Genomic DNA, 12,398 nt, shown 5'->3' on the forward strand with positions numbered 1-12,398 from the left:
TCAGATCGCGTAGTCGACGACCACGGGCGTGTGGTCCGACCATCGCTGGTCGTAGGCCTCGGCGCGGTCGACCGCGTAGCCCACGACCTTCTCCGCGAGGGCCGGGGTCGCGAGCTGGTAGTCGATGCGCCAGCCCGTGTCGTTGTCGAACGCCTTGCCGCGCCAGCTCCACCACGTGTACGGGCCGTCGACCTCGCCGGCCTGCTGGCGGCCGACGTCGACCCAGCCGAGGCCGGGCCCGGTGGATCCGTCGACTCCCGTGACCTCCTCGCCGCGCGGCCCGAGGAACCGGTCGAGGTAGGAGCGCTCGCGCGGCAGGAAGCCGGCGCGCTTCACGTTGCCCTTCCAGTTGCGGATGTCGAGCTCGCGGTGCCCGACGTTGAGGTCGCCGACGACGACGGCGAGCTCGGAGTGCTCGGCGATCTCCGGCAGGCGCCGCTCCATGCCGTCGAGGAACCTCCACTTCTCGTCCTGCTTGGCGGTGCCGACCTCGCCGGAGTGCACGTAGGCGCTCACGACCGTGACGATCGTGCCGTCCACGTCGTAGTCGGCCTCGAGCCAGCGGCCCGCGCTGTCGAAGTCCTCCTCGCCGATCGCGACGCGGTGGATCTCGGCGCGGCGGCGGCTCGCGATGGCCACGCCCGCGCGGCCCTTGGCGGTCGCGGCGTCGTGCAGCACGTTCCACTCGGGTCCGAGGAGGCCCTCGATGTCGCTCGTCTCGGCGCGGACCTCCTGGATGGCGAGGATGTCGACGTCGCGCGTGGCGAGCCAGTCGCCCATGCCCTTGCGGAACGCGGCCCGGATGCCGTTCGTGTTGATGGACGCGACGCGGAGGTTCGAGGGCATGGACTCGATCCTAACGGCGGCGTCGACGCCGCAACCCGAGCAGGACCCGGGTGATGCCGCGCGACTCGTCGTACCGCTCCCGCTCCCGCGCGCGCTCCTCCTCCTCGAGGATCCGGCGGGCGTCGTCGAGCTTCGCGACGCGCTCCGCCTCCAGCTGCTCCGGCGTGAGGGACCGGGCGTCGATGCCGCGGTCCTGCATGCTCACGGCGATCCACGAGGCGCAGATCAGGATGACCTGGCAGATCAGGTTGAACCAGATCAGGAGGCCGATGATCACCGCGAACGACGCGAGCAGCGGGTTCCGGCTGGCCCCGCCGAGGAGCGCCGTGCCGAGCACCTTGAGGACGCCCATGGCCACGCCGCCGAGGAGCGCGCCCTGCAGCAGCTGCGGCCGCGGGATCGTGACGCCCGACAGGATCCGGTACGCCCCCGCCAGCACGGCCGTGTCGAGCGCGAGCACGAGCGCGAGGCCGACGGTGCGACCGACGACGATCGCGAGGAGGGAGTCCTCGCCGACCTGCATCAGCCCGAACACGAACCCGAGGAGCCCGGTGCTCACGACCGAGAGCGCGGCCGAGAGCAGCATCGCGAGGGCGAACACCAGAGCGAGCCCGAGGTCCTTGACCTTGAGGAGCAGGAAGAACGTGGTGGGCGGCGGCAGCTCGAAGATGCGGCGCACCGAGTCGCGCGTCGAGGCGAGCCAGCCGAGCGCGGTGACGAGGAGGCCGATGGAGCCCACGAGGCCCGCGAAGGAGATGGCGCTCGACTTGAGGAGCTCCTGCGGATCCTTGATCACGCCCTCAGGGCCGAAGAGGCCGGGCACCGCCCCCTGGATCAGGCGCAGGAGCGAGTCGAGCAGCGCGGGGTTGTCCGCGAGCACGGATCCCGCGACCGAGAACCCGACCGCGAGCGCCGCGAACACCGCGAACACCGCCTGGTAGGACATGCCGGCCGCGAGGATCGGCCCGCCGGCGGCCCCGTAGGCGAGGAACACGCGGACGGGCTTCAGCGCCATGACGCGGGCGAGCAGGGCGGGGATGCCGGTGGACGCGGGCTGCTCCGCGGGAGTCGTGCCGGGGGAGGGGGATGCGGGTCGTCCGCGGCCGTCGGGGGCGGTCATGCCCCGAGGATACGGGCCGCCGGGCCCCTGATAGCGTGGACGGGCCGTTCCGGCAGCCCCACCGGACAGCCCATCCCGCGCACGGCGTCCGCGCGCGCGGCCGCACCCGAGCGAGGAGTCACCGTGCGCATCACCGGCATCGGAGTAGGACACGGAGTGGCCACCGGCCCCGTCATGCGGATGCCCGACCCGCTGCCCGAGCCCGGCACGGAGCCGTTCACGGGCGACGTCGACGCCGAGGTCGCCCGCGTCGCCGACGCCCTCGCCGCGACCGCGGACGACCTCGCGGCCCGCGGCGCCCGCGCCGGCGGCGACGCGAAGGACGTGCTCGACGCCCAGTCGCTCATGGCGCGCGACCCCGCGCTCCTCGACTCCGTCGGCCGGCTCGTCGGCCAGGGCCGCTCGGGCGAGCGCGCCGTGTTCGAGGCGTTCGCCACCTTCCAGGAGCTGCTCACGGGCATGGGCGGCTACATGGCCGAGCGCGCGGCGGACCTCGCCGACGTCGCGCAGCGCGTCATCGCCCGCCTCCGCGGCGTGCCCGCGCCCGGGATCCCCACCGCGGATGCGCCCTTCGTCCTCGTCGCGCGCGACCTCGCGCCCGCCGACACCGCGCTCCTCGAGCTCGACCGCGTGCTCGCCCTGGTCACCACCGACGGCGGCCCCACCAGCCACACCGCGATCCTCGCCCGCAGCCGCTCCATCCCCGCCATCGTCGGCGCGACGGGCGCCGCGGACCTCGCGGATGGCACCGAGGTCGTCGTCGACGCCGCGGCCGGGCTCGTCATCGCGGACCCGTCCGACGCCGAGCGCGAGGACGCCGTCCGTCGGATCCGCGCCCGCGAGGAGGCGCTCGCCGCCCCGATCACCGACGGCGCCCTGGCCGACGGCACGCCCGTCCCGCTCCTCGCCAACCTCGGATCCCCGGTGGAGGCCGCGCGCGCGGTCGAGCTCGGCGCCGAGGGCGTCGGCCTCTTCCGCACCGAGTTCCTCTTCCTCGACGCCGCCGAGGCGCCGTCGGTCGCCGCGCAGACCGCGCAGTACACCGCGCTCCTCGAGGCGTTCCCGGGCCGCAAGGTCGTCGTCCGGGCGCTCGACGCCGGTGCCGACAAGCCGCTCGCCTTCCTCACCGACCAGGACGAGGAGAATCCCGCGCTCGGCCTCCGCGGGCTCCGCGCGCTCCGGGCGAACGAGCGGATCCTCCGCGACCAGCTCACCGCCCTCGCCGCCGCGGACGCCGCCACCGACGCCGACCTCTGGGTCATGGCGCCCATGGTCGCCGACGCGGAGGAGACCGCGTACTTCGTGGAGCTGGGTCGCGAGCTCGGCCTCCGCACGGTGGGCGTCATGGCCGAGGTGCCGTCGCTCGCCCTCCTCGCGGACCAGGTCGTCGAGGTCGCCGACTTCGTGAGCGTCGGCACCAACGACCTCACGCAGTACACGATGGCCGCGGACCGCCTGCTCGGCTCGGTCGCCTCCTACCAGGACCCGTGGCACCCCGCCGTCCTCCGCCTCGTCCGACTGCTGGGCGACGCGGGTCGCGCGTCGGGCACGCCCGTCGGCATCTGCGGCGAGGCGGCGGCGGATCCGCTGCTCGCGGTGGTCCTCGTCGGCCTGGGCGCCACGAGCCTCTCGATGACCCCGGCCGCCCTCGCGGACATCCGGCTCGAGCTGTCGCACCGCACCCTGGACGACGCGCGGGCGGCGGCCGAGGCCGTCCTCACGGCACGCACCGCCGCGGGCGCGCGGGCGGCAGCCGAGCGGATCCTCGCGGACCGCTGAGCCGCGCACCGCGGCTCGCGCGGACCCGCGCAGACGTACGGCCCCGCCGCTCCTCGGAGCTGCGGGGCCGTCCGTCTGCGGGGGAGCGGAGTCGCTACGCCTTGCCGCGCATGATCGCCTGCTTGACCTCGGCGATGGCCTGCGTCACCTGGATGCCGCGCGGGCAGGCCTCGGAGCAGTTGAAGGTCGTGCGGCAGCGCCACACGCCCTCCTTGTCGTTGAGGATGTCGAGGCGCACGTTCGACTCGTCGCGCGAGTCGAAGATGAAGCGGTGCGCGTTGACGATCGCGGCCGGGCCGAAGTACTGGCCGTCCGTCCAGAACACGGGGCACGACGACGTGCACGCGGCGCAGAGGATGCACTTCGTGGTGTCGTCGAAGCGGGCGCGCTCGGCGGCGGACTGGATCCGCTCCTTGCCCTTCTCCGGCTTCGTGTTCGAGATGAGGAAGGGCTGCACGTCGCGGAACGACTCGAAGAACGGCTCCATGTCGACGACGAGGTCCTTCTCCAGCGGCAGGCCCTTGATGGCCTCCACGTAGATGGGCTGGTTGATGTCGAGGTCCTTGATGAGCGTCTTGCAGGCGAGGCGGTTGCGGCCGTTGATGCGCATCGCGTCGGATCCGCACACGCCGTGCGCGCAGGAGCGGCGGAAGGTCAGCGACCCGTCCTGCTCCCATTTGATCTTGTGCAGCGCGTCGAGGATGCGGTCGGTCGGGTACACCTCGACGTCGAAGTCCTCCCACCGCGGCTCGGCGTCCTGGCCGGGCAGGTACCGGCGGATGATGAGGGTCACCGTGAAGGTGGGGATGGCCGAGGCCTCTCCCGCGGGAGGTGCGTCCAGGGTTGCGGTGCTCACGTGTGCGGTCCTATTCCGATCGGTGGTGCGGTGACGGGCGGGAGGCTGACCTCAGGGGGTCAGTACTTCCGCTCCATCGGCTGGTAGTTCGTGATGACAACGGGCTTGGTGCTCAGCTTGATGTGGTCCCCGGCGTCCGTGCTGTGGGCGTCGCCGGTGAGGTACGCCATGGTGTGGACCATGTAGTTCTCGTCGTCCCGCTTCGGGTAGTCCTCGCGGAAGTGGCCGCCGCGGCTCTCCTTGCGGTACATCGCCGAGTAGACGACGACCTCCGCGAGGTCGAGCAGGAACCCGAGCTCGATGGCCTCGAGCAGGTCGGTGTTGAAGCGCTGGCCCTTGTCCTGCACCTGGATGTTCGTGTACCGCTCGCGCAGGTCGGCGATCACCTTGGTGACCTCGATCAGCGTGTCCTCGGTGCGGAACACCTGGGCGTTGCGGTCCATCGACTCCTGCAGCTCGCGACGCAGGGTCGAGATCCGCTCGGTGCCGTTGGAGTTCCGGGCGCCCTCGACGAGGCCCTTCACGAAGTCGGCCGCGTCGGCGGGCAGGGGCACGAACTCGGCCGTCTTCACGTACTCGGCCGCGTAGTTGCCCGCGCGCTTGCCGAACACGTTGATGTCGAGGAGCGAGTTGGTGCCGAGGCGGTTGGATCCGTGCACCGAGACGCACGCGCACTCGCCGGCCGCGTAGAGGCCGGGTACGACCGTGGTGTTGTCGGAGAGGACCTCGGCCTTGATGTTCGTGGGGATGCCGCCCATCGCGTAGTGCGCGGTCGGCAGCACGGGCACGGGCTCGGTGTACGGCTCGACGCCGAGGTAGGTGCGCGCGAACTCCGTGATGTCCGGGAGCTTCGCGTCGATGACCGCGGGCTCGAGGTGCGTGATGTCGAGGTAGACGTAGTCCTTGTTCGGTCCCGCGCCGCGGCCCTCGCGGATCTCGGTGGCCATGCACCGGGCGACGATGTCGCGCGGCGCGAGGTCCTTGATCGTGGGCGCGTACCGCTCCATGAAGCGCTCGCCCTCGCTGTTGCGGAGGATCGCGCCCTCGCCACGTGCCGCCTCCGACAGGAGGATGCCGAGGCCGGCGAGCCCGGTCGGGTGGAACTGGAAGAACTCCATGTCCTCCAGCGGCAGGCCCTTGCGCCAGATGATCCCGACGCCGTCGCCCGTGAGCGTGTGCGCGTTCGAGGTCGTCTTGTAGATCTTGCCGAAGCCGCCGGTCGCGAAGATCACGGCCTTCGACTGGAAGACGTGGATCTCGCCGGTCGAGAGCTCGAGGGCCACGACGCCCGCGGGCTGCTCCTTGCCGTCGACCTCGGCCATGACCAGGTCGAGCACGTAGAACTCGTTGAAGAAGTTGATGCCGAACTTGACGCAGTTCTGGTACAGCGTCTGCAGGATCATGTGGCCCGTGCGGTCGGCCGCGTAGCAGGAGCGGCGGACGGGGCTCTTGCCGTGGTCGGCCGTGTGCCCGCCGAAGCGGCGCTGGTCGATCTTGCCGTCGGGCGTGCGGTTGAAGGGCAGGCCCATGTTCTCGAGGTCGATGACCGCGTCGATGGCCTCCTTGGCGAGGATCTCCGCCGCGTCCTGGTCGACGAGGTAGTCGCCGCCCTTGACGGTGTCGAAGGTGTGCCACTCCCAGCTGTCCTCCTCGACGTTGGCGAGGGCCGCGGCCATGCCGCCCTGCGCCGCGCCCGTGTGGGACCGCGTCGGGTAGAGCTTGGAGATGACGGCCGTGTTCGCCTGCGGTCCCGCCTCGATCGCCGCGCGCATGCCGGCGCCGCCCGCACCCACGATCACGATGTCGAACTGGTGGTAGTGGACGCCGTCCACGATGGTGCTCGCGGAGGGCTCGGAACCGGGGGTCGCGGTGTCAGTGGTCACGGGCTTCTTTCTCGAGGCGGATGGGGAAGCGGGCTACAGGTCGCCGCAGAAGGAGGGGAGCAGGTCCGCGGGCTGACCGGCGGGGCACGGGTCGAAGGTGAAGACGACGAGCGTGCCGAGCACCAGCAGGACGCCCGTGGACGTGACGAGCGCGCCCTTGAGGATCGTGCGGGTGCGGGGCGAGGCCGCGTAGTCGTTCACGAGGGTGCGCATGCCGTTGGCGCCGTGGATGACCGCGAGCCAGAGCAGCGCGATGTCCCAGACCTTCCAGAACGGGTCGGACAGCTTGCCGCCGACGAAGGCGAAGTCGATGGCCTTGATGCCCTCGCCCTGGATGAGGTTGACGTAGAGGTGGCCGAAGATGAGCACGACGAGCACGACGCCCGAGGCGCGCATGTACATCCAGCCCCACTTCTCCCAGTTGACGCCGCCCTGCTTGCGCGGCTGCCGGGGCTGGCGCGGACGCTCGATGCTCACCTGCTGTGCGATGTCGCTCATGATCAGATCCATCCCGCTTCGCTGAAGACGTTGAGGAGGTGGCGCGGCACGAAGCCGGCCATGAGGACGACCCACAGCCCGATCACCACGTAGAACATGAGGCGCTGGTGCTTGGCGCCGAAGCGCCAGAAGTCGATGAGGATGATCCGCAGTCCGTTGAGCGCGTGGAACCCGATGGCGCCGACGAGGGCGACCTCGCCGATGCCCATGATCGGGTTCTTGTACGTGCCGATGACCGCGTTGTACGCCTCGGGGCTCACACGGATGAGGCTCGTGTCGAGCACGTGCACGAGGAGGAAGAAGAAGATGGACACGCCGGTGATGCGGTGCAGCACCCATGACCACATGCCCTCGCGGCCCCGGTACAGCGTCCCCGCGGGGACCTTCGGTGCGCGAGCGATGTGCGGTTCGCGGGTTCCTGCCGTCTTGATGGACACGGAACGACCCTCCCTGATGCTGGTGCCCCGGGGGCGGAGCGCCTTCGCGCCGACATTGCGCGTCGCCCTCGAGTCTACGGGCGGGTCCGCGTGATCACCCGTTAGGGCACCCTAAGCGTCGGGCGCCGCCGACGGCCGCGTCAGGCGACGACGGGGACGGGGCCCGCGCCCGCCGGATCAGCGGCCTGGAGCGTCGAGCGGCGGGCCGAGACGGCACGGCCGTAGTGCCCGATGAGCTCGTCGCCGATGGTGGCCCACGAGCGGCCGAGGACCGCCCGGCGCCCGGCCTCGCCCATCCGCAGCCGCATCGGCTCGCTCGCGACGAGCTCGTCCACGAGCCGCCGCATGTGCGCGTCCCGGGGCGAGGCGGGGTCGAAGAGGAAGCCGTCCGTGCCGTGGTCGACGAGGTCGATGGGGCCGCCAGCGTGCGGGGCCACCACGGGCAGGCCGGACGCGTGCGCCTCCTGCACGGTCTGGCCGAACGTCTCCTCGGTGCCGGTGTGCACGAACACGTCCATGGCGGCGTACGCGGCCGCGAGCTCGCGACCGCCCACGCGGCCGAGCCAGGTCACGGGCATGCCGGCGAGGGCGCGGCGGGCCGATCCCTGGCTGGGGCCGTCGCCCGCGATGAGGAAGCGCACGCCGCGGATCCCGCGGAGGGCCTGGAGGCGCTCGAGCTGCTTCTCGGGCGCGATGCGACCCACGTAGCCGACGACCGTCTCGCCGCCCGGCGCGACGCGGTGCCGCAGCGCGACCGCGTCCTCCATCGCCCGGTTGCGCGGGTGGTAGCGGTCGAGGTCGACGCCGCGGCCCCAGCGGGCGACGCGCTCGACGCCGGCGGCGGCCAGATCCGCCGCGGCGGCGCTCGAGGGCGCGAGGGTCAGGTCGGCGCCCTGGTGGATCCAGCGCACGAGCCGCCACACGTACGGCGCGGTCGCCGCCAGCCGGTTCCGTCGCGCGTAGCCCGCCACGTCGGTCTGGAACACGGCCACGGACGGGGTGTCGATGCGCGTCGCGGCCGCGATGGCCTGCGCGCCGAGGAAGAGGGGGGAGGCGGCGTGCAGCACGTCCGGCGCGAAGTCGGTGAGGAGGCGCAGCACCTGCGGGTTGGGGATCCCGACCGGGAACTGCCGGTAGGCGAAGGCGGGCACGCCGTGGACGGGGAAGCCCGCGAACTCGGACGGGGCGCCGGCGTCCGGGGCGATCACGATGGCCTGGTGCCCGCGGTCCCTCAGGTGCTCGAGCACCCGGCAGACGCTCGTGGTGACGCCGTTGACGGTGGGGAGGAAGCTCTCGCTGACGACGGCTACGCGCATGCCCCCGACGCTAGGGACGGACGCCGTCGCCGTCGCCGCGGCGCCGTGAACGCCCCGTTGCCGTCGCGTGAACTCGGCGCATCCGGCGGTTTCCCAGGGTGCAGATAGTGTGGGTCCATGACCGAGCAGACGAGCGCGATCTCCCGTTTCTACAGCGTGATCCCCGCGGGGGGCGTGGGTTCGCGCCTCTGGCCGCTGTCCCGTGCGGACGCCCCGAAGTTCCTCCACGACCTCACCGGCTCCGGCCGCACGCTGCTCCGCGACACGTGGGAGCGCCTGGCGCCGCTGTCCGGCGAGGACCGGATCATGGTCGTCACCGGCCGCGCGCACCGCGCCGCCGTCGAGGCCCAGCTGCCCGAGCTCACCGACCCGAACGTGGTCCTCGAGAGCGAGGGGCGCGACAGCACCGCCGCCATCGCGCTCGCGGCGGCCATCCTCCAGCGCCGCGAGCCGGGCGTCATCATCGGCTCGTTCGCGGCCGACCACGTCATCGCGGACCCGGACCGCTTCCGCGACACCGTCCGCGAGGCCGTCATCGCCGCCGACGCGGGCTACATCACGACCATCGGCATCACGCCCACGGAGCCCGCGACCGGGTTCGGCTACATCCACACGGGCAAGGCGCTCAGCATCCCGGACGCCCCGCACGCCCTCGAGGTGGCGTCGTTCGTGGAGAAGCCGAGCATCGGCGTCGCCCGCGGCTACGTGAAGGGCGGCACGCACCTCTGGAACGCGGGCATGTTCATCGCGCGCGCCGACCGCCTCCTCGAGGAGCTCGGCCGCACCGAGCCCGAGCTGCTGAAGGGCGTGCTCGAGCTCGCCGAGGCGTGGGACACCGCCGACCGCGGCCTCGTCGTCGACCGCGTGTGGCCGAACCTCAAGAAGATCGCGATCGACTACGCCGTCGCCGAGCCCGCCGCGGCTCGGGGCGCGCTCGCCGTGATCCCCGGCCGCTTCACCTGGGACGACGTGGGCGACTTCGCCTCCGTCGCGAAGATGCACTCGAGCGGCCGCAAGTCCGACCTCGTGATCCTCGGCGAGGACGCGCGCGTCCTGTCCGACGCGTCGAGCGGCATCGTCGTGGCCAACAGCAAGCGCGTGATCAGCCTCATCGGCGTCCGCGACATCGTCGTGGTGGACACCCCCGACGCGCTGCTCGTCACGACGAAGGAGAACGCCCAGCGCGTCAAGAGCGTGGTGGACGCGCTCAAGCTCAGCGGCGGGACGGACGTCCTGTAACGAAGGGGTAACGAACCCCTCGGGCGGTCTCCGCGGCCGGAAGGGGCCAGGAGCGCCGCCGTTAGATTCCGGGGATGCTCCGCACCCGCCGCGCCGTCCGCGCCGCCATCTTGCCCATCGCCCTCCTCTCCGCCGCCGCCCTCGCCGGGTGCGGTGCCGCCCCCGAGCCCGGCGCCACCTCGGCCGCCGCGAGCGACTACTGCGCCCGCATGGTCACCAACTCGGGCGGCCTGCAGGACCGCTCCTTCAACCAGTCGAGCTGGGAGGGGCTGCAGCGCGCGGAGAAGGAGCTCGGGATCCAGGCCGACGTCCTCGTCTCGACCTCGGAGACCGACCTCGCCCCGAACGTGGAGCAGGCGGTGGGCACGGGTTGCGGGTTCATCCTCACCGTCGGCTACGAGCTGGCGGAGGCCACGTCGGCCGCGGCGGCGGAGAACCCGGACGTGCACTTCTCCATCGTCGACGAGGTCGTCGACGCCCCGAACGTCAAGCCGCTCGTCTTCGACACGGCGCAGGCGTCCTACCTCGCGGGCTACCTGGCGGCGGGTGTGAGCCAGACGGGCAAGGTCGGCACCTTCGGCGGCGGCAACCAGCCGCCCGTCACCCTCTTCATGGACGGCTTCGTCGACGGCGTCGCGGCGTACAACCAGGCGCACGGCACGAGCGTCCAGGCCCTCGGCTGGGACGCGGCCACGCAGGACGGCACCTTCACCGGCGACTTCGAGGACGTGTCCAAGGGCCAGACCACGACGCAGAACCTGCTCGACCAGGGCGCCGACGTGATCATGCCGGTGGCCGGCCAGGTGGGGGAGGGCGCCGCCTCCGCGATCCTCGCCCACGGCAGCGGCAAGCTGATCTGGGTCGACAACGACGGCTACGACACCCTCCCCGCCGAGTACCGCCCGCTCCTGCTGACGAGCGTGCTCAAGGACACCGGCCAGGCCGTGGTCGACATCGTGGCCGACGACCAGAAGGGGACGTTCTCCTCGGAGCCCTACGTCGGCACTCTCGCCAACGGCGGCGTGGGCCTCGCCGAGTACCACGACCTCGCCGCCTCGGTGTCGCCCGAGCTGCAGTCCGAGCTCGACGCGCTGAAGGCCCGGATCGTCTCCGGCGACGTGCAGGTGAAGTCGGTCTCGACGCCCTAGCAGAGGCCGTGTTGCCGCGGTGTTTCGGGCCCGTCCCGGATCGATAACGCTTGCGTCCCGGGGCCCGATCGGGGCACGGGACGCATTCCCGTACATGGGTAACATGAACGCACATCGCCCGGCTGACCCGGGCTGCACCTGGAGGCCACAGTGACCATCACCACCCGAAAGGCCGCCCTCGGCGGTCTCGCCGCCGTCGGCATCACCGCGATCCTCGCGGGCTGCGGCGCCGCCCCCGAGTCGACGACGGGAGGTGCGGGTGGAGAGGCGAAGAGCGACCTCGTCTCCTGCATGGTCTCCGACTCGGGCGGCTTCGACGACAAGTCGTTCAACCAGCTCGGCTTCGAGGGCCTCACCAAGGCGGCCACCGACCTCGGCCTCGCCACCCCCAAGACGGTCGAGTCCGCCGCGGAGACCGACTTCGCTCCGAACCTCACCAACCTCGCCGACCAGGGCTGCGGCCTCATCGTCACCGTCGGCTTCCTGCTCGCCGACGCCACCAAGGAGGCGGCGGCCGCCAACAAGGGCATCGAGTACGCGATCATCGACGACGCCTCGATCGACGCCCCGAACGTCAAGCCCATCACCTTCAACACGAGCGAGGCCGCGTTCCTCGCGGGCTACTCCGCGGCGGCGTACTCGAAGACCGGCACGGTCGGCACCTTCGGCGGCCTGCAGATCCCGACGGTCACGATCTTCATGGACGGCTTCGTCGACGGCGTGGACTACTACAACCAGCAGAAGGGCAAGGACGTCAAGGCCATCGGCTGGGACGTCGCGAGCCAGAGCGGGTCGTTCACGGGCGAGTTCGTCGCCAACCAGACGGCCAAGACCGCGGCCCAGACCCTCATCGACCAGGGCGCGGACGTCATCATGCCCGTCGGCGGCCCGATCTTCCTCAGCGCCGGAGAGGCCATCCGCGACTCCAGCGACAAGAAGGTCGTCATGGTGGGCGTCGACTCCGACGCGTACGAGACCGCGCCCGACCTCAAGGACCTCTTCCTCACCTCGGTGCTCAAGGGCATCGACGCGGGCGTCGAGGACGTCGTGAAGACCGCGGCGGACGACAAGTTCGACGCGACGCCCTACGTGGGCACGCTGAAGAACGGCGGCGTGGACATCGCCCCGTTCCACGACTACGAGTCCGCGGTCCCGTCCGACCTCTCGGGCGAGCTCGAGACGATCAAGGCCGGCATCATCGACGGCTCGATCACCGTCGAGTCGCCCTCGTCGCTGACGAAGTAGCATCGAACGCACCGCGGGGGGATCGGCAGGC

The 12,398-nt window shown here is 71.7% G+C and carries 11 protein-coding genes; 4 read left to right on the forward strand and 7 right to left on the reverse strand.

Annotation, left to right across the window (positions count from 1 at the left end):
- Together ITJ40_RS04730 and ITJ40_RS04735 are read right to left on the reverse strand one after the other, a co-directional pair.
- Nucleotides 1–846 (reverse strand): exodeoxyribonuclease III, encoded by an 846-nt coding sequence (locus tag ITJ40_RS04730; protein WP_194665976.1) that lies wholly within the window; start codon nucleotides 844–846, stop codon nucleotides 1–3.
- 10 nt (nucleotides 847–856) lie between these two features.
- Entirely contained in the window at nucleotides 857–1,966 is a 1,110-nt protein-coding gene (locus ITJ40_RS04735; protein ID WP_194665977.1) for a YihY/virulence factor BrkB family protein, read from the reverse strand.
- A 123-nt stretch (nucleotides 1,967–2,089) separates the two neighbouring features.
- On the opposite strand from ITJ40_RS04735, the gene ptsP reads away from it, so the two are divergent.
- Nucleotides 2,090–3,745 (forward strand): phosphoenolpyruvate--protein phosphotransferase, encoded by a 1,656-nt coding sequence (gene ptsP, locus ITJ40_RS04740; protein ID WP_194665978.1) that lies wholly within the window; start codon nucleotides 2,090–2,092, stop codon nucleotides 3,743–3,745.
- A gap of 94 nt (nucleotides 3,746–3,839) precedes the next feature.
- Here ptsP and ITJ40_RS04745 read toward each other — a convergent pair whose 3' ends face one another.
- From ITJ40_RS04745 to ITJ40_RS04765, 5 genes are all read right to left on the reverse strand, one after another.
- Nucleotides 3,840–4,601, reverse strand: a complete 762-nt coding sequence (locus tag ITJ40_RS04745) for a succinate dehydrogenase iron-sulfur subunit (protein WP_094115337.1) — start codon at nucleotides 4,599–4,601, stop codon at nucleotides 3,840–3,842.
- 59 nt (nucleotides 4,602–4,660) lie between these two features.
- On the reverse strand, nucleotides 4,661–6,484 hold the full coding sequence (gene sdhA, locus ITJ40_RS04750) for a succinate dehydrogenase flavoprotein subunit (RefSeq protein WP_194665979.1): 1,824 nt from the start codon (nucleotides 6,482–6,484) through the stop codon (nucleotides 4,661–4,663).
- A gap of 33 nt (nucleotides 6,485–6,517) precedes the next feature.
- Nucleotides 6,518–6,982 carry a succinate dehydrogenase hydrophobic membrane anchor subunit gene (locus ITJ40_RS04755; protein WP_194665980.1) on the reverse strand — a complete coding sequence of 155 codons (465 nt, stop codon included), beginning with the start codon at nucleotides 6,980–6,982 and terminating at the stop codon, nucleotides 6,518–6,520.
- A gap of 2 nt (nucleotides 6,983–6,984) precedes the next feature.
- Nucleotides 6,985–7,419, reverse strand: a complete 435-nt coding sequence (gene sdhC, locus ITJ40_RS04760; RefSeq protein ID WP_081840904.1) for a succinate dehydrogenase, cytochrome b556 subunit — start codon at nucleotides 7,417–7,419, stop codon at nucleotides 6,985–6,987.
- 140 nt (nucleotides 7,420–7,559) lie between these two features.
- A complete protein-coding gene (locus ITJ40_RS04765; protein WP_194665981.1) occupies nucleotides 7,560–8,735 on the reverse strand; it encodes a glycosyltransferase family 1 protein in 1,176 nt (391 codons plus the stop codon).
- Nucleotides 8,736–8,852: 117 nt separating this feature from the next.
- Here ITJ40_RS04765 and ITJ40_RS04770 point away from each other — a divergent pair, with 117 nt between their 5' ends.
- From ITJ40_RS04770 to ITJ40_RS04780, 3 genes are all read left to right on the forward strand, one after another.
- Nucleotides 8,853–9,974 carry a mannose-1-phosphate guanylyltransferase gene (locus ITJ40_RS04770; RefSeq protein ID WP_012037660.1) on the forward strand — a complete coding sequence of 374 codons (1,122 nt, stop codon included), beginning with the start codon at nucleotides 8,853–8,855 and terminating at the stop codon, nucleotides 9,972–9,974.
- Nucleotides 9,975–10,048: 74 nt separating this feature from the next.
- Nucleotides 10,049–11,122 (forward strand): BMP family protein, encoded by a 1,074-nt coding sequence (locus ITJ40_RS04775; protein WP_194665982.1) that lies wholly within the window; start codon nucleotides 10,049–10,051, stop codon nucleotides 11,120–11,122.
- Nucleotides 11,123–11,272: 150 nt separating this feature from the next.
- Nucleotides 11,273–12,367 carry a BMP family ABC transporter substrate-binding protein gene (locus tag ITJ40_RS04780; protein WP_194665983.1) on the forward strand — a complete coding sequence of 365 codons (1,095 nt, stop codon included), beginning with the start codon at nucleotides 11,273–11,275 and terminating at the stop codon, nucleotides 12,365–12,367.
- Nucleotides 12,368–12,398 lie beyond the last annotated feature (31 nt).

This window comes from Clavibacter sp. VKM Ac-2872 (assembly GCF_015351105.1).
In the GTDB taxonomy this organism is placed as follows: Bacteria; Actinomycetota; Actinomycetes; order Actinomycetales; family Microbacteriaceae; genus Clavibacter.